General features: G+C 71.3%; 17 protein-coding genes and 1 tRNA gene. 6 read left to right on the top strand and 12 right to left on the bottom strand.

The window, feature by feature from the left end; genetic code table 11:
- Window positions 1-2: 2 nt before the first annotated feature.
- Genes D1J63_RS05360 through D1J63_RS05375 form a run of 4 tightly spaced genes read right to left on the bottom strand, consistent with a single transcriptional unit; the run spans window position 3 to window position 5,529 of the window.
- A complete protein-coding gene (locus D1J63_RS05360; protein ID WP_164712725.1) occupies window positions 3-2,399 on the bottom strand; it encodes a glycoside hydrolase family 3 N-terminal domain-containing protein in 2,397 nt (798 codons plus the stop codon).
- A 22-nt stretch (window positions 2,400-2,421) separates the two neighbouring features.
- Window positions 2,422-3,318 carry a carbohydrate ABC transporter permease gene (locus D1J63_RS05365; RefSeq protein WP_125627953.1) on the bottom strand — a complete coding sequence of 299 codons (897 nt, stop codon included), beginning with the start codon at window positions 3,316-3,318 and terminating at the stop codon, window positions 2,422-2,424.
- A 1-nt stretch (window position 3,319) separates the two neighbouring features.
- Window positions 3,320-4,222 carry a sugar ABC transporter permease gene (locus D1J63_RS05370; protein WP_125627954.1) on the bottom strand — a complete coding sequence of 301 codons (903 nt, stop codon included), beginning with the start codon at window positions 4,220-4,222 and terminating at the stop codon, window positions 3,320-3,322.
- On the bottom strand, window positions 4,219-5,529 hold the full coding sequence (locus tag D1J63_RS05375; RefSeq protein ID WP_125627955.1) for an extracellular solute-binding protein: 1,311 nt from the start codon (window positions 5,527-5,529) through the stop codon (window positions 4,219-4,221). The genes D1J63_RS05370 and D1J63_RS05375 overlap by 4 nt, the downstream gene beginning before the upstream one ends.
- A gap of 345 nt (window positions 5,530-5,874) precedes the next feature.
- Between D1J63_RS05375 and D1J63_RS05380 the strand changes: the two genes are divergently transcribed.
- The gene (locus D1J63_RS05380) at window positions 5,875-6,903 is read left to right on the top strand and encodes a substrate-binding domain-containing protein (protein ID WP_125627956.1); all 1,029 of its coding nucleotides are present in this window, start codon (window positions 5,875-5,877) and stop codon (window positions 6,901-6,903) included.
- A 93-nt stretch (window positions 6,904-6,996) separates the two neighbouring features.
- Here D1J63_RS05380 and fusA read toward each other — a convergent pair whose 3' ends face one another.
- Both fusA and D1J63_RS05395 read right to left on the bottom strand, forming a co-directional pair.
- Window positions 6,997-9,093: an elongation factor G gene (gene fusA, locus D1J63_RS05390; protein ID WP_125627957.1), complete on the bottom strand. Its 2,097-nt coding sequence runs from the start codon at window positions 9,091-9,093 to the stop codon at window positions 6,997-6,999.
- A 383-nt stretch (window positions 9,094-9,476) separates the two neighbouring features.
- Window positions 9,477-9,561 (bottom strand) — tRNA-Leu (locus D1J63_RS05395).
- Between the two features lie 152 nt (window positions 9,562-9,713).
- Between D1J63_RS05395 and D1J63_RS05400 the strand changes: the two genes are divergently transcribed.
- A complete protein-coding gene (locus D1J63_RS05400) occupies window positions 9,714-11,045 on the top strand; it encodes a DUF2254 domain-containing protein (RefSeq protein ID WP_125627958.1) in 1,332 nt (443 codons plus the stop codon).
- A 24-nt stretch (window positions 11,046-11,069) separates the two neighbouring features.
- On the opposite strand, the gene D1J63_RS05405 is transcribed toward D1J63_RS05400, so the two are convergent.
- Genes D1J63_RS05405 through sucC form a run of 3 tightly spaced genes read right to left on the bottom strand, consistent with a single transcriptional unit; the run spans window position 11,070 to window position 14,757 of the window.
- A complete protein-coding gene (locus tag D1J63_RS05405) occupies window positions 11,070-12,641 on the bottom strand; it encodes an aldehyde dehydrogenase family protein (RefSeq protein WP_125627959.1) in 1,572 nt (523 codons plus the stop codon).
- Window positions 12,638-13,600 (bottom strand): succinate--CoA ligase subunit alpha, encoded by a 963-nt coding sequence (sucD, locus tag D1J63_RS05410; RefSeq protein ID WP_125627960.1) that lies wholly within the window; start codon window positions 13,598-13,600, stop codon window positions 12,638-12,640. The genes D1J63_RS05405 and sucD overlap by 4 nt, the downstream gene beginning before the upstream one ends.
- Window positions 13,601-13,614: 14 nt before the next feature.
- Complete coding sequence (gene sucC, locus D1J63_RS05415) at window positions 13,615-14,757, bottom strand: ADP-forming succinate--CoA ligase subunit beta (RefSeq protein ID WP_125627961.1); 1,143 nt, start codon at window positions 14,755-14,757, stop codon at window positions 13,615-13,617.
- Between the two features lie 143 nt (window positions 14,758-14,900).
- Between sucC and D1J63_RS05420 the strand changes: the two genes are divergently transcribed.
- From D1J63_RS05420 to D1J63_RS05435, 4 genes are all read left to right on the top strand, one after another.
- Window positions 14,901-16,583, top strand: a complete 1,683-nt coding sequence (locus D1J63_RS05420) for a thiamine pyrophosphate-binding protein (protein ID WP_125627962.1) — start codon at window positions 14,901-14,903, stop codon at window positions 16,581-16,583.
- Between the two features lie 11 nt (window positions 16,584-16,594).
- Entirely contained in the window at window positions 16,595-17,827 is a 1,233-nt protein-coding gene (frc, locus tag D1J63_RS05425; RefSeq protein WP_125627963.1) for a formyl-CoA transferase, read from the top strand.
- 4 nt (window positions 17,828-17,831) lie between these two features.
- On the top strand, window positions 17,832-19,976 hold the full coding sequence (locus tag D1J63_RS05430; RefSeq protein WP_125627964.1) for an acetate--CoA ligase family protein: 2,145 nt from the start codon (window positions 17,832-17,834) through the stop codon (window positions 19,974-19,976).
- Window positions 19,977-20,099: 123 nt separating this feature from the next.
- Window positions 20,100-21,479, top strand: coding sequence for an OFA family MFS transporter (locus D1J63_RS05435; protein ID WP_164712726.1), 1,380 nt, complete (start codon window positions 20,100-20,102; stop codon window positions 21,477-21,479).
- Between the two features lie 82 nt (window positions 21,480-21,561).
- Here the strand turns inward: D1J63_RS05435 and D1J63_RS05440 are convergent, their stop codons facing one another.
- The 3 genes from D1J63_RS05440 to eboE form a co-directional block, all read right to left on the bottom strand.
- Entirely contained in the window at window positions 21,562-22,770 is a 1,209-nt protein-coding gene (locus D1J63_RS05440; RefSeq protein WP_102928315.1) for a sugar phosphate isomerase/epimerase family protein, read from the bottom strand.
- 113 nt (window positions 22,771-22,883) lie between these two features.
- Window positions 22,884-24,263 carry a nucleotide pyrophosphatase/phosphodiesterase family protein gene (locus D1J63_RS05445; RefSeq protein WP_125627966.1) on the bottom strand — a complete coding sequence of 460 codons (1,380 nt, stop codon included), beginning with the start codon at window positions 24,261-24,263 and terminating at the stop codon, window positions 22,884-22,886.
- A complete protein-coding gene (gene eboE, locus D1J63_RS05450; protein WP_125627967.1) occupies window positions 24,260-25,435 on the bottom strand; it encodes a metabolite traffic protein EboE in 1,176 nt (391 codons plus the stop codon). Before eboE ends, D1J63_RS05445 begins: the two co-directional genes overlap by 4 nt.
- Between the last annotated feature and the right edge of the window lies 1 nt (window position 25,436).

Consider the following 25,436-nt stretch of genomic DNA (forward strand, 5'->3'; position numbering starts at 1 on the left):
TCTCAAGCGGCTCCCGGCGGACGGTCCCGCTCCCGGACGATCACCGACCGCAGGCGTCGCGTGTGGTCCGGGTACCGTGCGGTCCCGGTCAGCGTGACCCCGGCGACGAGGCGGTGATCCGCGCTGGAGGCGGCCAACCGCAGTTCCAGCTCGCCCGGTTCGACCACACGCCGGCCGTCGCGTCCGGTGAAGGAAGCGAGGTCGGCCGGGACCGTGGCACGCAGACGTACGGCCTCGCCCGGCTCCAGGTCGACCCGGGCATGGCCGACGAGACGCTGCACCGGCTGGACGACGGAGGCGACGGGGTCGTGCAGATACAGCTGGACGACCTCGGTTCCGGACCGTTCGCCCGTGTTGCGGACGGTGAAGGCGAGACGGAACTCGCCGTCCGTCGGCGCCTCCCGCACCTCGACCGCCAGGTCCGTCCAGTCGAAGCGTGTATAGGACAGGCCGTGGCCGAAGGCGAACGCGGGCGTCGGGTCGACGTTCGACACTGCTCCGGCGTGGGCGAGCCGCGCGCCGAGGTAGGTGGCCGGCTGCGAGCCCGGCCCGCTCGGCACACTGACCGGAAGCCGCCCGGAGGGATTGACCCGGCCACTGAGCACACCGGCGATCGCGTGCGTGCCCTCCTCCCCCGGGAAGAAGGACTGCACGATCGCGGCGCCCTCCCCCACGCCACGCCCGACGGCGTACGGCCGCCCCGCGAGCAGCACGGCCACCACGGGGGTCTCCTGGTCGAGCAGGGCGTCGAGCAGCTGTTGCTGCGCCCCCGGCAGTGCCAGCGTCTCGGCGTCGCACCCCTCACCGCTGGTGCCCCTCCCGAAGAGCCCGGCGCGGTCCCCGAGCACCACGACGGCGATGTCGGCCTCGCGTGCCACGCGTGCGGCCTCCGGGATGCCGGTGAGCTCCCCGTCGTCGATCCCGGTGCCCCGGGAGAGCGTGATCTCGGCCTCGGGGAACTCCGCGGCGAGGGTGTCGCGCAGCGTCGGCAACTCGATGCCGTGCGGGGTCCCGGGGTGGCGGACGCCGATGTGCTGGGGGAAGGAGTAGCAGCCGAGTACGGCGGTGGGCTCGTCGGCGTTGGGACCGAGCAGGGCGATGCGGCGAGGCCGGTCCAGCGGCAGGGTGCCGTCATTGCTCAGCAGCACCACCGCCTCCTGAGCGATCGTGCGGGCCAGTTGCCGGTTCTGCGGCCCGTCCAGGTCGATCCGGCCCCTCAGGGCTTCCGGACGGTCGAGATCCGCCCCCTCCAGTGCGGCCGGCACCGGGTTCCAGTCCGGATCGAGCATGCCGAGCCGCGCCTTCTGCGTGAGGGTCCGGCGAACGGCGCGGTCCACCAGCGCCTCCGCGACATGCCCTGCTGCGACGGCCTCGGCCAGGGGAGCGCCGTACGTCTTGACGTTGGGCAGCTCGACGTCGACGCCCGCCTCCAGCGCCAGTCCGGCGGCGCCGGCCCAGTCGGCCGCCACGCCGTGCAGCGTCTTGAGGAAGGCGATGGCGAAGTAGTCGGCGACGACGGTGCCGTCGAAGCCCCAGGTGTCGCGCAGCAGCCCGGTGAGCAGGTCCTCGTCGGCCGCGGAGGGGACGCCGTCGGTGTCCGTGTACGCGTTCATCACCGACCGGGCGCCGCCTTCGCGTATCGCCATCTCGAACGGGGGCAGCAGGACGTCCGCCCGCTCGCGGGGGCCCACGGAGGAGGGCGCGAGGTTGCGGCCGGCGCGTGAGGCCGAGTAGCCGGCGAAGTGCTTGAGGGTGGCGACGATCCCGGCCGACTCCAGCCCGCGCACGTAGGCCGTTCCGACGGTGCCGACGAGGTACGGGTCCTCCCCGATGGTCTCCTCGACCCGTCCCCAGCGGGCGTCCCGCACCACGTCCAGGACGGGAGCGAGTCCCTGGTGGACGCCGACGGCGCGCATGTCGCGTCCGATGGTGGCGGCCATGCGCTCGACCAGGTCCGGGTCGAACGTGGCGCCCCAGGACAGCGGGACCGGGTAGGCGGTCGCGCCCCAGGCGGAGAAGCCGGCCAGGCACTCGTCGTGGGCGAGCGCGGGAATGCCGAAGCGGTTGCCGGAGGCGATCCGGGTCTGCGTACGGGCCAGGGAGAGCGCCCCCAGCGCCGGGTCGACCGGGACCGTCCCGAAGGGCCGGGTCAGCTGGCCCAGCCCGGTGGGCAGGAGCGCGTCGAGATCGACGGCCTCCTCCATGTCGTGCTGGTGCGGGGCCACTTCGTCCCCTTCGTCGGAGGCGCCCACCCAGACTCCGTACAGCTGGGCGGTCTTCTCGGCGAGCGTCATCGCGGCGACGAGCGCGTCGACGCGCGCGGTGACGGAGGCGGTGGTGTCGTTCCAGAGCGGGGCGGTGGTGGTGTTCTCGTTCTCTTCGGCCACGTTGGCGTTCACTTTCCTCCCACGTCGGCGTCGGTCAGCGACTGAATCCGGCGGTCAGACCGCTCAGCAACTGCCGGCGGCCGAAGGCGTACAGGATCAGGACGGGCAGGGTGGTGAGGACGACCGCGGCCAGAACGGCGGGGACGTTGACCCCGTACTGGCCCTGGAAGGTCCACAGTGCGAGCGGCAGGGTCCGGCGCTGCGGGCTCTGGGTGAGCACCAGTGGCAGCAGGAATCCGTTCCAGATGGTCAGTGCGTTGAAGATGGTCACGGTGAGGATGGCCGGTCGGGTGAGCGGTGCGGCCAGCCGCCACATCGTCGTCCATTCGCCGGCGCCGTCGACCCGCATCGAGTCGAACAGTTCGTTGGGCACGTCCCGGACGAAGTTGGCCAGCACCAGCACCGACAGCGGGATGGCGAACGCGACGGACGGCAGGATCAACGCCAGCAGGCTGTCGTACAGCTGGAGTTTGATGATGATGAGGTAGACGGGGATCACGGTCGCCTGCAGCGGGATGGCCAGGCCCATGAGGAACAGGCCGTTCATCGCGCGCAGTACCCGCATGCGCCGGCCTCGGACGATCGCGTAGGCCGCCATGAAGGAGAACACGACCGCCGGCACCACGGCGCCGACCGTGACCACGACGCTGTTCGCGAAGTAGCGGAGGAAGTCGGACTCGATGACCAGCCGGTAGTTGTCCAGCGTCGGGTCGGCCGGAGGTACCAGCGGGTTCTCCGCGTAATAGCGGCTCTGGGCCTTGAGGCTGGTGATGAGGGTCCAGTACAGGGGCACGGCGACGACGACCAGCCAGAGCCATCCCGCCAGGCCGCCGGCCCAGTTGCGCCGGCCGGTCACCCGGGAGGAGCGCTGTGGCCGGTCGCGGCCGGCGGCCTCGGGCGGCCGGCGTGCCTCGGACAGTGTGGTGGTCACCTCAGACTCCCTCGAGTTGGCTCGCGCCGGCGTCCCGGCCGCCGAGCCGGCGCAGCAGCAGCGCGAGGGCCAGACCCACCAGGACCAGGATGACCGCGATGACGCTGGCCGGTCCCATCAGACTGGCCTGGAATCCCCGCTTGTACATGTCCAGTGCGAGCACCCGGGTGGCGTCCCCGGGGCCGCCCTCGGTCAGCACGAAGATGAGATCGAAGAAGGTCAGCGACCCCACCACCATCAGCGTGGACGAGGTGATGACGGTGTACTTCAGCTGGGGCAGGGTGATGCTGAAGAACTGCCGGACGCGTCCGGCCCCGTCCAACTGTGCCGCCTCGTAGAGGGACTTGGGAATCTGCTGGACGCCGCCCTGGTAGATCAGGGTGTGGAACGGGACGAACTGCCAGGAGACGACGAAGACGACGACACCGAACGCGAGCCCCGGCCGCCCCAGCCAGTCCTGGACCAGTAACGGCAGCTTCAGTCCCGCCCCGAGGCCGAAGTTGGGATCCAGCAGCGCCTTGTACGCGATCGCGATGGCGGCGGAGCTGAGCATCAGGGGGACGAAGTAGACCACGCCCAGCACCGCGCGGTACCGCTGGCGGCCCGCCAGGAACGTGCCGAGCAGAATGCTCAGCGGTGTCTGCACGGCCCAGGACACGGCCATCACCAGGAACGTCACCCACAGGGCGTGCGGCAGCCCGGGGTCGGTGAGCACCGCGCGCCAACTGTCCAGCCCCGAGCCGTGGATGGTGCCGATTCCGTCCCAGGTGGTGAAGCTCAGCGCGAAGACACCGACGAGCGGAACCACCGCGAAGCCGACGTAGACCACCAGCGCCGGCGTGGCCAGCCACGGCAGGATGCTGCGCGGTGGGCGAGCGGGCGAGTGGCCCGTGTGCGGGCTCATGTGCCGATGACCGCGTTGAGGTTGGCGGCGAACTGCTGCGGCGAGACGGACAGCTGGAACAGCTTGGCGACGTTGTCCAGCAGCGTCTCGGCGGCCGTCGGGCTGAGGGCCTGGTCCCAGGACTGCACGAAGGTCTTGGCCTTGCTGGCGATGCCGTAGTTCACCTGGAGGAAGTCGGCGCTCTTGGAGGCGGCCAGGAGCTTCTCCGTGCCGACCCGGACCGGAACGGACCCGTTGTCGATCCACGCCTTCACCTCGGCGTCCTGGAGGACACCGGTCGCGAAGAACTCCTTGGCGATCTTCTTCTCCTCCCCGGTGGCCTTGGCGGAGAGGGAGAGGTACTGGGCGGGATTGCCGACCGCGTTGCTCGGATCGCCCTTGCCGCCGTCGACGGGCGGGAAGTTCATGTAGCCGAGGCCGCCACTGGGGACGAAGTCACCGCCGTCGGCCTGCTGGATGCCGTACGACCATGCGCCGTGCAGCATCATCGCGGCCTTGTCGGTGTAGAGCAGCGCCTGGTCCGCGTTGGAGTCCGCGGTGATGGACGAGAAGCCCTTGATGAACCCGTCGGCCTCGACCAGCTCCTGCACCCTGGTCAGCGCGGTGATGGCGTCCGGGTGCGACCAGGCGTCCTTCTGGCCGTCGATGACGGCCTGGAACACCTCTGGACCGCCGATGCGGTCGAACAGGAACTCCAGCCACATCATGTTCGTCCACCGGGACTGCCCACCGAGGGAGAACGGCGCTATGCCCTTCGCGTTGAACCGGGGCACCAGCGCCATGATGTCTTCCCAGGACTCCGGTGGCTGCGCGCCGACCTTCTCGAAGACCCTCTTGTTGTAGTAGAGGACGATCGGCTGCACGGCGTCGCACGGGACCGCGTAGATCCTGCCGTCCACGGTCGCCGCGCCGAAGGACGACGGAAACCGCGACTTCTTGACCTCGGGATGCTGGTCGAACCACGAGGTGAGGTCGTCTACCTGGCCGGCTTCCGCGTAGGTGCGCAGCGTCCCGCCGCCCCAGCCCCAGATGATGGTGGGCGCCTGCCCCGCACCGATGGCCGTCTTGATCTTGGTCTTGTAGGCGTCGTTCTGGAACGTCGTGTCCTTGATCCGGCTGTCCGGGTGGGCCTTGTTGAAGGCGTCCACCGCACCGGCTCGGACGCCTTCCTGCGGCTGGCCGTTCAGGTACCAGTACGTGGCTCCGCCACCGCTCTTGCCGGGTCCGGACGAGCCACAGGCCGCCAGCGCCGCGGAGACCGGCACACCGGCGGCCATGCCTAGGAGAGTACGTCGGGAGAGCGCCATGTCTTTTCTCCGCACCCGAGAGCCGTCGGCTTCTCGTGACTCGTGGTGAAAGGTTTTCGAAATCGCCTTCTCCGAGCTCTGGTCATGCAAGTTAGGGAGCACACTGACAAGGTGTCAAGGCATGTGCGTGAGCGTTCTCCCGCTTCAGAAATCCTTGCCACGACTGGAGTTTGATGACCGGCAAGGAGTCCCGACAGCTCCGAAACTGTTTCGAAAAGCATGACTGCGGGGCAGAGAAGATGAGGTGACACGAGTCGCGTTGCCGTACTGTTGACCGGTTCCACCCGCGTTGCCGGCCCGAGCGGCGACTCACCACACGGTGGACGTACCCGTGGGAGGGAACCGATGCGACCGGACGCGAGGCGCACCACGTTGGCGGACATCGCACGAGCGGCCGGGGTGTCCGTGGCGACGGTGTCCAAGGTGGTCAACGGCCGTGGTGACGTGGCTCCGCAGACCCGCACCCGGGTGCAGGAACTGCTGCACCAGCACCACTACCTCGCCCCCGTGTTCCGGCACACGGAGGCGGTGGAAAGCCCCACCATCGAGGTGCAGTTCAGGGGTGGACTGAAGTCGTACGTGGCCGAGACCCTGGAAGGGATCATCGATTCGGCCTCCGAGTCCGGGGCCTCGGTGGTGATCAGCAAGGCGTCCGGTGCCCCGCACTGGGCCCGGGACCTGGTCTCGGCCGGGCGTCGTGCCGTCATCGCGGTCACCAGCGTGTACACCACGGCGCACCTGAACGAACTGGCCCGGTCCGGGCTGCCCCTGGTGGTACTGGACCCGTTGCACCTGCCGGACAGCCGGATCCACAGTGTCGGGGCCACCAACTTCGCGGGCGGCCTGGCCGCGACCCGGCACCTGCTCTCCCTCGGCCACCGCCGAGTCGCCTATCTCGGCGGACCCGCCATGGCCGTGTGCAACCAGGCACGCCTGCACGGCTACCGCGCCGCCATGGAGGCGGGCGGCGTCCCCGTACCCGATGCCTACACCCGGCCGGGAGAGTTCACCTACGAGACCGGACTGCTCGGAGCCGCGGCGCTGCTGGACCTGGACGAGCCGCCCACCGCGGTCTTCGCGGGCAACGACGAGATCGCCGTCGGTGTCGTCGAGGCCGCCCGTGCCCGAGGCCTGCGCGTCCCGGAGGACCTGAGTGTGGTCGGCTTCGACGACACGAGCCTCGCCCGGATGGCGTCGCCGCCCCTCACCACCGTCCGCCAGCCCTTGCGCGAGATGGGCGGTGCCGCCCTGCGCACCGCCCTCCGGCTCGCCAACGGTGAGCGGGTCGATTCCCACCACATCGAGCTCGCCACCGAACTCGTGGTACGCGCCTCCACGGCGCCGCCCCGCGCGGTGTCTCCGGAGCGCGGGTAGCCGGAGAGGAAGGGGCCGGGTCTCGAAGACCGCCGCACGGGAGCCCACGGTTCGGCACCCTCGTGCCCGGGGCGTGAGGGTGCCGCGCCGCGCCTACCGCGTGGTCGTGACGGTCGTCACGACCGGCGCCGGTGCGTAGCCGGTGGGCCGGGCGGTGAAGGTGCCGCGGCCCTGGGTGCGGCTGCGCAGCCGGGTCGCGTACCCGAACAGCTCGGCCAGCGGCACGGTGGCGGTGACCACCGCCGCGCCGCCGCGCGTGGCGGAGCCGGTGACCCGGCCGCGGCGCGCGGCGAGGTCACCGAGCACGCCGCCGACCGCGTCCTCGGGCACGGTGACCGTGACCTCCACGACCGGTTCCAGCAGGACCATCTCCGAGGCGCGCAGGGCGTCACGGAGACCGAACCGGCCGGCGGTGCGGAAGGCCGTGTCCGAGGAGTCCTTCACATGGGTCCGGCCGTCGGTGAGCGTGACCCTCAGGCCGGTCACCGGGTGCCCGCCGAGCGGGCCCTCGGCGAGGGCGTCCCGGCAGCCCGCCTCGACGGCCCGGACGTACTCCTGCGGCACGCGTCCGCCGACGACCGTCGAACGGAACACGAACCCGCCAGCGCCTTCCGTGCCGTCCTCGTCCTCAGTCCACGGCTCGACGTCGAGCACGATGTGCGCGAACTGCCCGGCGCCGCCGTCCTGTTTGACGTGCCGGTGGACGAAGCCGGTCACACCCGAGCCGACCGTCTCGCGGTGGGCCACGCCGGGACGGCCGACGGCGACGTCGAGTCCGTGCTCGCGCCGGACGCGCTCCATCGCTACCTCCAGATGCAGTTCGCCCATGCCCGACAGCACGGTCTGTCCGGTCTCCGGGTCGGTCCGCACGGCCAGCGAGGGGTCCTCCTCGGTCAGCCGGGCGAGCGCGGCGGCCAGCCGTTCGGTGTCGGTGGAGCGCCGGGCCTCCACGGCCACGTGCACGACCGGTTCGGCCACGCCGGGCGGTTCCAGGAGCAGCGGAGCACCCGGTGCGCACAGGGTCGAGCCGGCGCGGGCCGACTTCAGTCCGACGACGGCGACGATGTCCCCGGCGACCGCGCGGTCCAGCGGGTCGTGCCGGTCGGCCCGTACCCGCAGGATGCGGCCGATGCGCTCGGTGCGGCGCGTTCCCGCGTCCCACACGGTGTCCCCCTTCTCGATCGTGCCCGAGTAGACCCGGACATAGGTCAGCCGTCCGGTCGGGGTGGCGTTCACCTTGAACGCCAGTGCCGCCATCGGCGCCGCCGGATCGGCGGGCCGTTCCTGCTCCGTGCCGTCGTGCGTGCCGCGCACCGGCCGTACGTCGAGCGGCGAGGGCAGGTACGTCACCACGGCGTCGAGCAGCGGTTCGACACCGCGGTTGCGGTAGGCCGAGCCGCACAGCACGACCACGCCGTCGCCGGTGCGCGTCAGGTCGCGCAGGGCGGTGGCGAGGGTGGCCGCGGTGAGCGTCTGCCGGTCGCAGAACTCCTCCAGTGCGGCCGGGTGCCGTTCCGCCACCGCCTCCTCCAGCAGCCGGCGCCTGTGTGCCGCCTCCTCGCGCAGGGCGTCGGGCACCGGCCCCTCCTCGGCCGCGTCCGCGCCGGCGGCCCAGACGAGGGAGCGCATGCGCACCAGGTCGACGACGCCGGTGAAGCCGTCCTCCGTGCCGATGGGCAGCTGCACGGCCAGCGGCACGGGGTGCAGCCGTTCGCGGATGGAGGCGACGGCGGTGTCGAGGTCGGCGCCCGCCCGGTCCATCTTGTTGACGAACGCGATCCTGGGAACACCGTGCCGGTCGGCCTGCCGCCACACCGACTCGCTCTGCGGCTCCACTCCCGCGACCGCGTCGAACACGGCGACCGCGCCGTCGAGTACGCGCAGCGAGCGCTCGACCTCGTCGGCGAAGTCGACGTGCCCCGGGGTGTCGATGAGGTTGATCCGGTGGCCGTCCCACGAGCAGGTGACCGCCGCGGCGAAGATGGTGATGCCGCGGTCGCGTTCCTGCGGGTCGAAGTCGGTGACGGTGGTGCCGTCGTGGACCTCGCCGCGCTTGTGGGTGGTGCCGGTGGCGAAGAGGATCCGCTCGGTGACGGTGGTCTTGCCGGCGTCGACGTGGGCGAGGATGCCCAGGTTGCGGACTCCGGCGAGCGGGTCGGTGCTGGTGCGGGTGTTGACGTGGGTGCGCACGGCCTGTGGCCTTTCGCTGCTCGGTCGAGCTCATCTGTGAACAGGGCGGCGCGATTCCCGGGACCGGACGTGCGGGGACAGGGCCAGGGGCCCCACGAGGGCGGGGCGGGAGTGGCGTCGTGTCAGATGCCGGTCGCGGGCATCCGGTGCCGGCCGCGCAGCGGACACCGGACGGCCGAAGACACCAGGATCACCTCGTACCGGGACGGGGGAACGACGGCAGCGGTGCGGATACGCACGGCCCTGCTCCCCTCACTCGGTCTCGATCTCGGTGTGGTGAGTGTAGGGAGGCCGGGGCCGGCGCCGCACCGGGTTTTTTCGTCCGGGAACGCGAAATGCCGGCCGGGATCTCTCCCGACCGGCATCTTGCTCTGCCTGTCTTGTGTCCGAGGGGGGACTTGAACCCCCACGCCCGATAAAGGGCACTAGCACCTCAAGCTAGCGCGTCTGCCATTCCGCCACCCGGACCAGGTGTCTGTCGCGGCGCGGGGGTGTTCCCCGCGGCGACATGGACAACCATACCAAGGTTTCGCGGTGCCTTTCACCTGCGTTTCCTTCCCCCGCTCTCTGCCTGAGCGGCGGTCCGGGACCGGCGGCTCCGCTGCCCCTAGGGTCGCACCATGAGTGACTGGATGGTTACGCAGGGGCCGATTCCGCGTCGTCGGCCGCGGGCGCTGTCGCCGCTCAGGGAGCATCTGCGGGACACGTTCTGGTTCGCGCCCACGGCGGCCATGGTGGGTGTCTTCGTGGTCTGGCTGGCGGCCCAGGAGCTCGACGCCGCCCTCGTGCGTTCACTCCAGGACGACGGCGACTACGACACGCTCGCCGAGCTGCTGCGCTTCGCGGACGACGCGAAGACGGTGGTGTCGGCGGTCGGCTCGGCGATGATGACGTTCATCGGCGTGGTGTTCAGCATCTCGCTGGTCGCCGTGCAGATGGCGAGCGGGCAGTTCACCCCGCGGGTGGTGCGGCTCTTCGTCCGCAGCCGGATCACCAAGGCGACCTTCGCCGTGTTCCTCGCCACCTTCGTGCTGACGCTGCTCGTCCTGACCAGCTACGACAGCAACGCCGACCCACGCACCGCCGTGTCCGTGCCGCTGGTGCAGTCGGTGCTGACCCTGGTCATGGTCGCGCTGAGCCTGCTGCTCTTCGTGATGTACGTGAACGCCACGCTGCGGCTGATGCGGGTCAGCCACGTGATCGCCCGGATCGCCGCCGAGTCCTTCCGGGTGGCGGCGCTGATGCCGGTACCGGCGGACGGCGGCGAGGTTCCCGGCCTCGGGCCGGCGACGGCGTGGGTCGCCCACGACGGGCAGGCGGGCGTGCTGCGGGACGTGCACGTCGCCCGGCTGGTGCGGGTGGCCCGCAAGCACGGGGTGGTGCTGCGGCTGGTCCCGCGGATCGGTGACTTCCTGGTGCCGGGCACACCGGTCCTGGCGGTGCACGGCGGGGCGGCTCCCTCGCGCCGGGCGCTGCGGTACGCGCTGTCCGTGGGGGTGGAGCGCACCTTCCACCAGGACCTGGCGTTCGGGCTGCGCCAGCTGTCGGACATCGGCCTGCGCGCCCTGTCCCCCGCGGTGAACGATCCGACGACCGCCGTGCAGGCACTGGACCGGGTCGTGCAGATCCTGGCCACGCTGTCCCGGCGGCCGCTGGACGCCGTGCCGCACCGGGACCGGCGCGGCACCGTCCGGCTGGTGCAGCCCGTGCCCGGCTGGACGGATCTGGTGGACCTCGGGTTCGCCGAGGTGCGTGCCTGCGCCGTCGGGTCGCCGCAGGTCACGCGGCGGCTGCTGGCCGGGCTCGACGACCTGCTGCTGCTCGTGCCGCCGGAGCGGCGCGCCCCGCTGCTGCGCCACCGCGAGCTGCTGCGGCAGGCCGTCGAGCGGACCGCGCCGACCCCGGCGGACCGGGCCTTCGCCCTGCGGCCGGACCGGCAGGGCATCGGCTGACCCGAGGCGTCCGCCCGGCCCGCCTCAGGTCCGCTGTGGCATGAGGTGGTGGTCCGGGAAGTTCCCCGGCAGCCGCTCCCCCGCCGGGCCGCGGGTGACGGCGCGCACCAGCAGCTCACCGCCCACGAAGGCACCGCGCCAGGATCCGCCGTGCCCGCCGAACAGCTCCTCGCGGTCGCCGCGGGAGCGGGGCATGCCGTGGCCGACCTTGAACGCCCGGATCTGCGGCGCCAGCCTCTCGTAGGTCGCCGGGTCGTCCGTGGACAGGGTGGCCACGAGCGCGCCGTTGGAGGCGTTCATCGCGGCGAGCAGCTCGGCCTCGGTGTCGGCCAGGACGATGGTGTCGACCGGGCCGAAGGGTTCCGCGTGGTGCAGCGGTGAGGACCGGGGCGGGTTGAGCAGCGTGACCGGCTGGACGTAGGCCGAGGTGTCCTGGCCGGGGAGGAACCGGGCGTCGACCGCGCTGCCGCGGTGCAGCGGGACGGCGCCGCGGTCGACGGCCTCGGCGACCTGGTCCTGGAGCTCCTTGGCCTTGGCGGCGTTGATCACCGGCCCGAAGTCGAGCGCCGGGTACGGATCGTCCGGGGCCGCGACGGCGAGCGGGTGGCCGACGCGCAGGGTGCGGACCGCCGGGAGGTACGCCGCGAGGAACGCGTCGAACAGCTGCCGCTGGACGACGAAGCGCGGGTAGGCGGTGCAGCGCTGCTTGCCGTAGTCGAAGAGCTTCGGGATCACTCGCGCGAGCGCGTCCCAGTCCGTGAAGTTCCAGATGCCCCAGGTGTTGAGTCCTTCCTGTTCGAGGATGTGCCGCTTGCCGAGGTCGGCGACGGCGGTGGCGACGGCGGCGCCCGTGTCCCGGCCGCCGACGAAGGAAACGCAGCCGATCTCGGGCGCCCGCACCAGCGCCTGGGACAGCTCGCCGCCGCTGCCGCTGAGGAGGGTGACGGGCAGCCCCTCGCGGGTGGCCAGCGCGCAGGCGAGCGTCAGGCAGGCGACGCCGCCGTCGGTCGGGGTCTTGGCGACGACCGCGTTGCCCGCCAGTGCCTGGACCAGCATGGCGTGAACGAGCACGCTCATCGGGTAGTTCCAGCTCGCGATGTTGGACACCGGGCCGTCCAGCGGGGCACGCCCGTCGAGCATGTCGTCGATGCCGTCGACGTACCAGCGCACGCCGTCGACGGCCCGGTCGACGTCTGCCTGTGCCGACCGCCAGGGTTTGCCGATCTCCCAGACCAGCAGCAGGGCGAGCAGTTCACGGTGCTGGGCCAGGGCGTCGAGGGTGGCCGCGACGCGGGCGCGGCGTTCGGGCAGGGGGACGTGGCGCCAGGCCCGGTGCTGGTCGAGCGAGGCGCGTACGGCGTGCCGGGCCGTCGCGGCGTCGAGCCGGGGCGGGCCGGCGACCGGGGTGCCGTCGACCGGGCTGGTGGCCGGCAGGACCCGGCCGTCCGCCCGCCAGCCGGCGTCCCAGAGGTTGAGGACGCGGTCGTCGCGGAACGCCTCGGGCGCGACGGCGCGGCAGCGGCGCCAGGCGTCGGCCCACGCAGTGCCGGACTTGAGGGTGAGGGCTGCGGTGTCCCGCGCGCCGGCCGCCGTCATGCGCGGGCTCCGTCACGGGCGGTGCCGTCGTGGGCGGCGCAGTCGCGGGCGGTGCCGTCATGCCCGGCACCGTCATGGGCGGTGCCGTCGAGTACGGCGAGTACGTGCCGTGCCGTCTCGGTCGGTGTGCTCCCCACCCGTACGCCGGCCTCCTCCAGCGCCTCCTGCTTGGCCCGTGCCGTGCCCGAGGAGCCGGACACGATCGCGCCGGCGTGGCCCATGGTGCGGCCCTCGGGCGCGGTGAAACCGGCGATGTAGCCGACGACGGGCTTGGTGACGTGCTCGCGGATGTAGGCGGCCGCGCGTTCTTCCGCGTCGCCGCCGATCTCGCCGATGAGGACGATCAGTTCGGTGTCGGGGTCGTCCTGGAAGGCGGCGAGGCAGTCTATGTGGCTGGTGCCGACGACGGGGTCGCCGCCGATGCCGACGCAGGTGGAGAAGCCGATGTCGCGCAGTTCGTACATGAGTTGATAGGTGAGCGTGCCCGACTTGGAGACCAGGCCGATGCGGCCGGGCTTGGTGATGTCCGGCGGGATGATGCCCGCGTTGGACTGGCCGGGGGTGATCAGGCCTGGGCAGTTGGGCCCGATGACGCGGGTGCCCTTGGTCCTGGCATGGGCGGTGAAGGCGACGGAGTCGTGGACCGGGATGCCCTCGGTGATGACGACCGCGAGGCCTATGCCGGCGTCGCAGGCCTCGACCACCGCGGCCTTGGCGAAGGCGGGCGGCACGAAGACCACGGTGACGTCGGCGCCCGTGCGCTCGACGCCCTCGCGGACCGAGCCGAAGACGGGGACGGCACGGTCGTCGAAGTCGACGGTGCGGCCCGCCTTGCGCGGGTTGACGCCGCCGACGACGTCGGTGCCGGCGGCCAGCATGCGGCGGGTGTGCTTCATGCCCTCGGCACCCGTCATGCCCTGGACGAGGACCTTGCTCTCCTTGGTGAGGTAGATCGCCATGTCGTCCTGTCTCCTTATCCGGCGGTGGGTGCCGCGGTGGCGAGTCGGGCGGCACGGCGGGCGGCGCCGTCCATGGTGGTGGCCTGTTCGACCAGCGGGTGCGCGCGTGCGTCGAGGAGGGCCCGGCCGCGGGCGGCGTTGTTGCCGTCGAGGCGTACGACGAGCGGCTTGGTCGGCCGGACCTCGTCCAGGGCCCGGACGATGCCGTCGGCGACCGCGTCGCAGGCGGTGATGCCGCCGAAGACGTTGACGAGGACGGACCTCACGTCGGGGTCGGAGAGGACGACGGACAGTCCGTCGGCCATGACCCGGGCGGAGGCGCCGCCGCCGATGTCGAGGAAGTTGGCGGGGCGGGCGCCGCAGCCGGCGACCACGTCGAGCGTTGACATGACCAGTCCGGCGCCGTTGCCGATGACGCCGACCTCCCCGTCGAGCTTGACGTAGTTGAGGCCCTTGGCACCGGCCCGCGCCTCCAGGGAGTCGTCGGGCGCCGGCTTCTCGTCGCCCCAACGGGACTGACGGAAGCGGGCGTTGTCGTCGAGGGTGACCTTGCCGTCGAGGGCCACGATCCGCCCCTCGACCGTCCTGACCAGCGGGTTGACCTCGACCAGGAGGGCGTCCTCGCGGACCAGCACCTTCCACAGCCGCACCAGCGTGTCGACGGTCTGCGGGGGCAGCCCCGCGGCGTCGGCGATGCGCACCGCGGTGGCCGTGTGCACGCCCGCGACGGGGTCGACGGGGATGCGTGCCACGGCCTCGGGCCGCCGGGCGGCGACCTCCTCGATCTCCGTGCCGCCCTCCGCGGAGGCGACGGCGAGGAAGCCACCGGACGCGCGGTCGAGTACGTAGGAGACGTAGAACTCCCGCTCGATGGCGCAGGGTTCGGCGAGCATGACGGTGTCGACCGTGTGCCCCTTGATGTCCATGCCGAGGATGCGCCGTGCGGCCTGTTCGGCCTCGGCGGGGTCGGCGGCGAGGCGCACACCGCCCGCCTTGCCGCGCCCGCCGGTCTTCACCTGCGCCTTGACGACGGCGCGTCCGCCGAGGGCGCGGGCGATCTCCCGGGCCCGTTCGGGCGAGTCGGTGACCTCCGCCCTCGGCACCACGATCCCGTGTTCCTTGAAGAGTTCCCTTGCCTGGTGTTCGTACAGGTCCATCTCGGCTCCTGACTGAAAGTGCCGCACGCCCCCTGGACACCACCCACCGGATGCGGGATAACAAGCTTCATACAGTATTCGTCGACTGTATGCAATGTACCGCGAGAGCGCCCCAACCCCTCGTGAAGGGACAGGACTTCGCCATGCCCGACGACACCCAGGACGTCATCTCCGGCGGCCACCTCGTTGCCAAGGCACTCAAGGCCGAGGGGGTCGACCGCATCTACACGCTGTGCGGCGGCCACATCATCGACATCTACGACGGCTGCGTCGACGAGGGCATCGAGGTCGTCGACGTACGCCACGAGCAGGTCGCCGCGCACGCCGCCGACGGATACGCCCGTATCACCGGCAGGCCCGGCTGCGCGGTGGTCACCGCCGGCCCGGGCACCACCGACGCCGTCACCGGCGTGGCCAACGCCTTCCGCGCCGAGTCGCCCATGCTGCTGATCGGCGGCCAGGGCGCCCACACCCAGCACAAGATGGGGTCCCTGCAGGACCTGCCGCACGTCGACATGATGACCCCGATCACCAAGTTCGCGGCGACCGTGCCGGACACGGCGCGGGCGGCGGACATGGTGTCGATGGCGTTCCGCGAGTGCTACCACGGCGCCCCCGGGCCGTCCTTCCTGGAGATCCCGCGTGACGTGCTGGACGCCAAGGTGCCGGCGGAGAAGGCGCGGGTGCCGAAGGCCGGGGCCTACCGTGCCTCCACCCGCTCGGCCGGTGACCCGGAGGCCGTCGAGAAGCTCGCCGACCTGCTGGTGCACGCCGAGAAGCCGGCCATCCTGCTCGGCAGCCAGGTGTGGACGACCCGGGCCACCGAGGCCGCCGTCGACCTGGTCCGCACACTCAACGTCCCCGCCTACATGAACGGCGCGGGCCGCGGGACCCTGCCGCCCGGCGACCCGCACCACTTCCAGCTCTCGCGCCGCTACGCCTTCTCCAACGCCGACGTCATCGTGATCGTCGGCACGCCCTTCGACTTCCGCATGGGCTACGGCAAGCGGCTCTCCCCCGACGCGACCGTCGTACAGATCGACCTCGACTACCGCACCGTCGGCAAGAACCGCGACATCGACCTCGGCATCGTCGGCGACGCGGGGCTGGTGCTGAAGTCGGTGACCGAGGCGGCGTCCGGACGGATCAACGGCGGCGCGGCGAAGCGCAAGGAGTGGCTGGACGAGCTGCGCGCGGCCGAACGGACGGCGCTGGACAAGCGGCTGCCGCAGCTCAGGTCGGACGCCTCTCCCATCCACCCGTACCGGCTGGTCAGCGAGATCAACGACTTCCTCACCGAGGACTCGATCTACATCGGCGACGGCGGCGACATCGTCACCTTTTCCGGGCAGGTCGTGCAGCCCAAGTCGCCGGGCCACTGGATGGACCCGGGGCCGCTGGGCACGCTCGGCGTCGGCGTCCCCTTCGTGCTGGCCGCCAAGCAGGCGCGGCCCGACAAGGAGGTCGTCGCCCTCTTCGGCGACGGCGCCTTCTCGCTCACCGGCTGGGACTTCGAGACCCTGGTCCGCTACGACCTCCCGTTCGTCGGCATCGTCGGCAACAACTCCTCGATGAACCAGATCCGCTACGGCCAGGCCGTGAAGTACGGCAAGGAGCGCGAGCGGGTCGGCAACACGCTCGGCGACGTGCCCTACGACCGGTTCGCCCGGATGCTGGGCGGCCACGGCGAGGAGGTCCGCGACCCCGCCGACATCGGCCCCGCGCTGCGCCGGGCCCGCGAGTCCGGCAAGCCGTCCCTGATCAACGTATGGGTGGACCCGGACGCGTACGCCCCCGGAACCATGAACCAGACGATGTACAAGTGAGGTGAACACTCATGACAGCGAAGGCTCTTGAGGGCATCCGCGTCCTGGACATGACGCATGTGCAGTCCGGGCCCTCGGCGACCCAGCTGCTCGCCTGGCTCGGCGCGGACGTCCTGAAGCTGGAGGCGCCGCACGGCGACATCACACGGGGGCAGCTGCGCGATCTGCCGGACGTCGACTCCCTCTACTTCACGATGCTCAACTGCAACAAGCGGAGCATCACCCTCAACACCAAGACGGAGCGCGGCAAGGAGATCCTCACCGAGCTGATCCGCCGCTCGGACGTCATGGTCGAGAACTTCGGCCCCGGCGCGGTGGACCGGATGGGGTTCACCTGGGACCGCATCAAGGAGATCAATCCACGGATCGTCTATGCCTCCATCAAGGGGTTCGGCGAGGGCCCGTACACCGCGTTCAAGGCGTACGAGGTCGTCGCGCAGGCCATGGGCGGATCGATGTCCACCACCGGTTTCGAGGACGGGCCGCCGCTCGCGACGGGGGCCCAGATCGGGGACTCGGGCACGGGCGTCCACGTCGTGGCGGGCATCCTCGCCGCCCTCTACCAGCGGGAGCACACCGGACGCGGTCAGCGGGTGAACGTGGCCATGCAGCACGCGGTGCTCAACCTCTGCCGGGTGAAGCTGCGCGACCAGCAGCGCCTGACCCATGGTCCACTCGCCGAATATCCCAACGAGGACTTCGGCGACGAGGTTCCCCGCTCCGGCAACGCGTCCGGCGGCGGGCAGCCGGGCTGGGCGGTCAAGTGCGCGCCGGGCGGCCCCAACGACTACGTGTACGTCATCGTCCAGCCGGTCGGCTGGCGGCCGCTGAGCGAGCTGATCGGCCGGCCGGAGCTGGCGGACGACCCCGAGTGGGCGACGCCGCAGGCCCGGCTGCCCAAGCTGAACAAGATGTTCCAGCTGATCGAGGAGTGGTCGTCCACCCTGCCCAAGTGGGAGGTGCTGGAGCGGCTGAACGCCCACAACATCCCGTGCGGGCCGATCCTGTCCACGAAGGAGATCATCGAGGACGAGTCGCTGGTCGCCAACGAGATGGTCGTCACCGTCCCGCACCCGGAGCGCGGCGACTTCGTGACCGTGGGCAGCCCGCTCAAGCTCTCCGACTCCCCCGTGCAGGTGACCAGTTCTCCGCTGCTGGGCGAGCACAACGAGGAGGTCTACGTCGGCGAGCTGGGCCTCGGCGACGAGGAACTGCGGCTGCTCAAGTCGAACGGGGTGATCTGACGTGATGGCCGAGGACCGCCGGGCGCGGGTGCGCGGGCTCCTGGACGCCGTCCGGGGCGAGGGGCGCACGGCGCTCACCGCGCCGGAGGGCAAGGTGCTCGCCGACGCCTACGGGATCGCCGTACCGGGCGAGGAGCTGGCGCGGGACGTGGACGAGGCCGTGGCGTGCGCGGCGCGGTTCGGCGGGCCCGTGGTGATGAAGATCGTCTCGCCGGACATCCTGCACAAGACCGACGCCGGCGGTGTGGTCGTCGGGGTGGAGGGCGCGGCGGACGTGCGGGCGGCGTTCTGCCGGATCGTCGACAACGCGCGTGCGTACGACGCCTCCGCGCGGATCGAGGGCGTGCAGGTGCAGGAGCTGCTGCCGCGGGGGCAGGAGGTCATCGTCGGTGCGGTCACCGACCCGACGTTCGGGAAGGTGGTGGCGTTCGGGCTCGGCGGGGTGCTGGTCGAGGTGCTGAAGGACGTCACTTTCCGGCTGGCGCCCGTGGACGCCGACGAGGCGCTGTCGATGCTGGACTCGATCCGGGCGGCGGAGGTGCTGCGCGGGGTGCGCGGGCAGGCCGGGGTGGACCGGTGGGCGGTGGCGGAGCAAATCCGCCGGGTCTCCGAACTCGTCGCCGACTTCCCGGAGATCGCCGAGGTGGACCTGAACCCGGTGATCGCCACGCCCGAGGGGGCGGTGGCGGCCGACATCCGGGTGATCCTGGCGACCGACGCGCCGAAGGAACGCCGCCGGTACACGCGCGAGGAGATCCTGACCTCGATGCGCCGCCTGATGCAGCCCTCTTCGGTGGCGGTGATCGGCGCGTCGGGCGAGCCGGGGAAGATCGGCAACTCGGTGATGCGCAACCTCGTCGACGGAGGATTCGCGGGCGAGATCCACCCGGTGAACCCCAAGGCCGATGACATCTTGGGCCGCAAGGCGTACAAGAGTGTCACCGACGTTCCCGGTGAGGTGGATGTGGCGGTCTTCGCGATCCCCGCGCGGTTCGTGGCGGCGGCCCTGGAAGAGGTGGGGCGCAAGCGGATCCCCAACGCCGTCCTCATCCCCTCCGGCTTCGCCGAGACCGGTGAGCAGGCGCTCCAGGACGAGATCGTGGCGGTCGCCGAACGGCACGGCATCCGGCTGCTGGGTCCGAACATCTACGGCTACTACTCGACCTGGCAGGACCTGTGCGCCACGTTCTGCACGCCGTACGACGTCAAGGGCGGCGTCGCGCTGACCTCGCAGTCGGGCGGCATCGGGATGGCCATCCTGGGCTTCGCCCGGACGACGAAGACCGGCGTGTCGGCGATCGTGGGCCTCGGCAACAAGTCGGACCTGGACGAGGACGACCTGCTGACCTGGTTCGGCGAGGACCCGCACACCGAGTGCATCGCGATGCACCTGGAGGACCTCAAGGACGGCCGCGCCTTCGTCGAGGCCGCGCGGGCGACCGTGCCGAAGAAGCCGGTCGTCGTGCTCAAGGCGGGGCGTACGGCGGCGGGTGCGAAGGCCGCCGGATCGCACACCGGGGCGCTCGCCGGGGACGACGCCGTCTACGACGACGTGCTGAAGCAGGCGGGCGTCATCCGGGCTCCGGGGCTGAACGAGATGCTGGAGTACGCGCGCGCGTTGCCGGTGCTTCCCGCCCCCGAGGGCGACAACGTGGTGATCATCACCGGTGCCGGCGGCAGCGGGGTGCTGCTCTCGGACGCGGTGACGGACAACGGGCTGTCGCTGATGGAGATACCGCCCGACCTGGACACGGCGTTCCGCGCCTTCATCCCGCCGTTCGGCGCGGCCGGCAACCCGGTGGACATCACCGGGGGCGAGCCGCCGTCGACGTACGAGGCGACGATCCGGCTCGGCCTGGAGGACCCGCGCATCCACGCGCTGGTCCTCGGCTACTGGCACACCATCGTCACGCCTCCCATGGTGTTCGCCGAACTCACCGCGCGCGTGGTGGCCGAGTTCCGCGAGCGCGGCGTCGAGAAGCCCGTGGTGGCCTCCCTGGCGGGTGACGTCGAGGTGGAGGAGGCGTGCCAGTACCTCTTCGAGCGCGGCGTCGTGGCGTACCCGTACACGACCGAGAAGCCGGTGGCCGTGCTCGGCGCCAAGTACCGGTGGGCGCGGGCGGCGGGGTTGTTGGGGGGCGGTTCATGACGTGAGACGGCGAGGGGCCGGCCGACGGGTGCGCGTCGGCCGGCCCCGGGGACCCGCGCGCGCACGAAAGGCATTGGACAGGGGGCGCTGGCCAGAACTTTCGACGCTAGGGGTGCAAACGACATGACAACCACCGATGTCACACGGGTCGCCGCCTATCGGGAGGTGACCGACAGGAACGGGCGCGTCTACCGCGTGGGCGAGTCCGACATCGACATCATGGGGCGCAAACGCAAGTGGATGGTGATCCTGCCCTGGATCGGCATGATGGGCATCTCCTCCGCCGAGTACGCGTTCGCGTCCGCCGAGGACACGCTGCACGAGGCCCACCAGTGGTCCAGCGGCAGCATCTACTGGATGATGACCGCCTGGGTGTTCTGCCAGGCTGCGGTCGCCTTTCCGGCGGGGCGGCTGCGCGAGAGCGGCAGACTGCCCGCGCGCTGGGCGATGATGCTGGGCTCGGCCGGCACACTGCTGGGCTATCTGTCGCTGGCGTTCGCACCGCACGTCGCGCTCGCCTTCATCGGCTTCGGCGTGTTCAGCGGCATGGGCGCCGGCATGGTGTACGCGACCTGCGTCAACATGGTCGGCAAGTGGTACCCGGAGCGCCGGGGCGGGAAGACCGGGTTCGTCAACGGCGGTTTCGCCTACGGCTCGGTGCCGTTCGTCTTCATCTTCCACGGCTACATGGACGGCTCCAACTTCCGCTGGGTGCTGGTCACGTGCGGCCTCTTCCTCGCCGCGACGGTGGCGATCGCCGGCTTCTTCTTCCGGGATCCGCCGAAGAACTGGTGGCCGTCCGCGGTGGACCCGCTGAACCCGCCGGAAGACCCGCGGGCCCGGCGTTCGCTGGCGAAGAACCCGCCGGCCGTCAAGCAGTACTCCCCGATGGAGGCCTGGAAGACCGGCCGGGTGGCGCTGATGTGGTTCTGTCTCGCCTGCACCTCCGGCGTGAACATCTTCGGAATCGCCTTCCAGGTCGACATCGGCGAGGAGGCGGGCTTCGCGGCCGGTGTCGTCGCCACCGCCATGTCGCTCAAGGCGATCGTCAACGGCACCGGACGGGGCGTCATCGGCTGGCTCTCCGACCTGTACGGCCGCAAGCAGTGCCTGCTCTACGTGTGCGCGATCCTGGGCCTCGCCCAGTTCGGCATCATCCTGTCGGCCGAGATCAAGAACCTGCCGCTGTTCCTGGTCTTCTCCGCCGTCTCCGGTTTCGGCGGCGGGGCCATCTTCCCGATGTTCGCGGCACTGACGGCGGACTACTTCGGCGAGAACAACAACGCCACGAACTACGGGATGGTCTACAGCTCCAAGCTCGTCTCCGGCCTGGGTGCCGGCATGGGGTCCGTGGTCGTCGGCGTCTGGGGCTACAACGGCGCCTACACCCTGGCGGGGTGCATCTCGTTCTTCGCCGGATTCGTGGCGCTGTCCCTGCGACCGCCGGGGCGCCCGAAGGACAAGCGCATCACGCCCAACCCCCAGCCGCTGGGCGAGGGGTGACGGGGGCGCGGCAGCCTCCCTCGCACGGACCGGGCGGCCCCTTCCGCATGCTGCGGGAGGGGCCGCCCGGTCCGTGTCGCGGTCAGTGGCGCCGCTTGCGCAGGGCCGCCATGTTGTCGTAGCTGATCTTGGCCTCCCGCAGGGACTGCGCGGGGTCGGTGGCGCTCGGGGAGTTGTCGTCCTCGACCATCGGGTTGTGGTAGTTCCGCAGGCCGACCCTGGAGAAGAACGTCGTGTAGTCGATGACGCCCGTCCCGAAGGGCACCATGTCGTAGCCCATGCCGTTGGTGGTGCTGACGACGCCGTCCTTGGCGTGGAACAGCGGGTAGCGCCGGTTGTGGCGGACCACCAGGCCGGCCGGGTCGAAGACGTTCTTCCTGGTGGTGCCGTCGTGGGCGGTGTACTCGTGGAACTTGTACTGGGCGACGTGCGCCCAGAAGATGTCCATCTCCAGCCAGACGACCCTCGGGTCGGTGATCTTCAGGAAGTACTCCAGCTTCCGGATGCCCGAGCTGCGGGTCGGCCGGCCCTGGTCGTCCAGCGGGCCGCCGTCGAGCAGGAAGCCGTAGGCGCTGTCGTGGTTGTGGGTGTAGAGCTTGATGCCCTCGCGGTGGGCGATCGCGCCGAGGGCGTTCCACTTGTCGGCGGCCACGTCCCAGTCGGCACGGTAGGAGCTGCCGGTGGGGTCGCCGCCGGTGCCCATGTGGTCCATGCCGAGGATGTTGGCGATCTCCAGGTGCTTCTTGAAGGTGTCCTTGTCCGCCGCGGTCAGCGGCCAGGAGGACGGGATGAAGCCGTGGTTGCCCTGCGCGCGCAGACCGTAGTCGTCGAGCCAGGAGCGCAGCAGCCGGGCACCTTCGACGGACTCCAGGTCGGCACCGCCCGGCGCGTTGGCGTGCTGGCGGTAGCCGGCGAACTCGACCTGGCGGTAGCCGTGGCGGGCCAGCTGCTTGAAGACCTCGCGGAAGCCGGAGGGCAGGTCGGAGGCGAGGGGGTCGCGGGCGGTGGCGTCACGGACGGTGTAGAGGATGATGCCGCGCTTGTCCGCCGGGACGAGGATCTGCCCGTGGCCGTGCCCATGGCCGTGGTCGTGGTCTCTGTCCCGGCCGTGGGCGAGGGCCGGGGAGGCTCCGAAGACGGGGGCGGCGACGGCACCGGCCGCCACGGCGGTGCAGGTGCTGAGGAAGCGGCGCCGGTTCACGCCGAGGGTGCGGCGCAGGCTCTCGCCGGGCCCGTCGGTGGACGGGTCGGTGCCGGCGTCGGTGCGGGAGGGGTCGGTGAACGGGGTCACTGATGCCTGCCTTCTGGGTCGTGGCCTGCGCCGATGCGGCTCGGGCGGGCCGTTGTCAGTGCCGTGTGTTTCACTCTCGGTAGTCGGATTTCGGTGGCGTACCGGGTGGTGCGTCAGCCGAGTCCGGCCAGCCGGAGCAGGAGTTGTTTCACGTCGGTGGCCGCGACGCGGTCTCCGACAGCGCGGGGGGTGGAGCAGATGAGGAGCGGACCGTCGTCGTCGCTCGCGGGGAGGCGGCCGTGGCTGCCTCGAATAGGTGAGGGGTCCAGGGGCACGACCGCCATGCGGTAGCGCATGCCGAGCTTCTTGCGGGCCAGGGCGCCGGCCGCCTTGACCTTGACGTAGGGGTCGAGCGGGTCCATGAACAGCTCGACCGGGTCGTAGCCGGGTTTGCGGTGGATCTCGACGAGCTGCGCGAAGTCGGGCGCGCGGTCGTCGTCGAGCCAGTAGTAGTACGTGAACCAGGCGTCCGGCTCCGCCACGGCGACGAGTTCGCCGGCGCGCGGATGGTCGAGGTGCTGGGCCTTCTTGCCCTCGTCGTCGAGGAGTTCGGCGATGCCCGGCAGTCCGTCCAGGGCCGCACGGGTCGCGTCGAGGTCCTCGGGGCGGCGGACGTAGACGTGGGCGATCTGGTGGTCGGCGACCGCGAAGGCGCGGGAGGCCATCGGGTCGAGGTATTCCATGCCGTCCTGGGTGTGCACCTCGAGGAGTCCGGCGCGGCGCAGGGCGCGGTTGATGTCCACGGGCCGGCTGACCGGGGTGATGCCGTACTCGGAGAGCCCGACGACGGTGCGGCCCTCGGCGCGGGCGTCGTCGAGCAGCGGGGCCAGGGCGGTGTCCAGGTCGGCGGCGGCCTGCAGGGAGCGCGGGTCGTCGGGGCCGAAGCGCTGCAGGTCGTAGTCCAGGTGAGGGAGGTAGCAGAGCGTCAGGTCCGGGTGCCGGGTGGCCATGATGTGCCGGGTGGCGTCGATGATCCACTGGCTGGAGACCAGGTCCGCGCCGGGTCCCCAGAAGTGGAAGAGGGGGAAGGTGCCGAGCTTGTCGGTGAGTTCGTCGTGCAGGGCCGGGGGCCTGGTGTAGCAGTCGGGTTCCTTGCGGCCGTCGGCGTAGTAGACGGGACGGGGGGTGACGGTGATGTCGGTGTCGGCGCCCATGGCGTACCACCAGCAGATGTTGGCGACGGTGTAGCCGGGGTGGGCGCGGCGGGCGGCGTCCCAGAGTTTGTCGCCGGAGACGAGGCCGTTGTGCTGGCGCCACAGCAGGACGTCGCCGAGTTCCCGGAAGTACCAGCCGTTGCCGACGATGCCGTGCTCGCTGGGATGGGTGCCGGTGAGGAAGGTGGACTGGGCGGCGCAGGTGACGGCGGGCAGCACGGTGCCGAGCGGCGCGCGGGAGCCGGACTGGCCGAGCTGCTTGAGGTGGGGCATGTGGTCGAGGAGACGGGGGGTGAGACCGACGACGTCCAGGACGAGGAGGGGGGTGGGTCCGGTCATGGCAGTTCCTTCAGGCCGAGGTCCGTCAACAGGTCGCGGGCGAGGGTCAGCTCGGCGGCGATGCCGTCGGTGAGCTGGGCGCGGGCGCGGGGCCGCAGCTCGGGCGGGAGGGCCTGCCAGGTGTAGGTCTCGACCTCCAGGTGGCGGGTGAGGGGGTGCGGGCCGCCGACGAGGCGGGTCAGCGCGGACTTGAGCACGGGAAGAGTGGAGGTGAGGGGTGCGGCGGGGGCCGCGTGCAGGGGGACGTGGAAGTGGGCGCGCCAGGGCGTGGTGGCGGGCAGCGGGCCGCCGTCCGCGAGGGCCTCGTCGAGGTCGTCGGTGCCCTGCCGGCCGCCCGACGGTGTGGTGGTGCGGGTCTGGTGCAGGAAGCGCGGTTCGGCGAAGGCGGCGAGGGCTTCGCGGACCGCGGGGTCGGCGGGGTGTTCGGCGTGCAGTGCGGCGGACAGCTGGGACTTGACGACGGATACGCGGGCGGCCGCGAGGGCGTCCAGGGCGGTGTCCGGATCTTCGAAGGAGGTGGCGAGGTGGCAGGTGTCGACGCAGACGCCGATGCGTTCGTGGGCGATCGCGGTCAGCGGTGCGATGGCGTCGTGGGTGGTCTCGACGACGCAGCCGGGTTCCGGTTCCAGGCCGATGCGGATGGAGCGGCCGGTCAGTTCGCGGAGGGCGTCGAGGCGTTCGGCGAGAGTGACCAGGGCGGCGCGGGCCTTGTCGGCGCGGGTCTCGTCGTAGGCGGTGCGCCAGGCGAGGGGAAGGGTGGAGATGGTGCCGTCCGTGACGTCGTCGGGCAGCAGTCCGGCGAGCAGCCGGGCCAGGGACGTGGTGTGGTCGAGGCGTTCGGGGTCGGCCCAGTCCGGCTTGTAGACCCGGTACTTGACCTCCTCGGCGCCGAAGCCCTCGTAGGGGAAGCCGTTGAGGGTGACGACCTCCAGGCCGCGCCGGTCGAGTTCGGCGCGCAGGCCGCGCAGGGCGGCGGGGTCGGTGACCAGGGCGTGGGCGGCGTCGCGGGCGAGCCACAGTCCGATGCCGAGCCGGTCCCGGCCGAGGCGTTTGCGGACCGGCTCGCAGTGGTCGCGGAGCTGGGCGAGGACGCCGTCGAGGGTTTCGGCGGGGTGGACGTTGGTGCAGTAGGCGAGGTGGACGGTGGAGCCGTCGGGGTGCCGGAAGCGCATG

The organism is Streptomyces sp. KPB2 (assembly GCF_003950055.1).
In the GTDB taxonomy this organism is placed as follows: domain Bacteria; phylum Actinomycetota; class Actinomycetes; order Streptomycetales; family Streptomycetaceae; genus Streptomyces; species Streptomyces salinarius.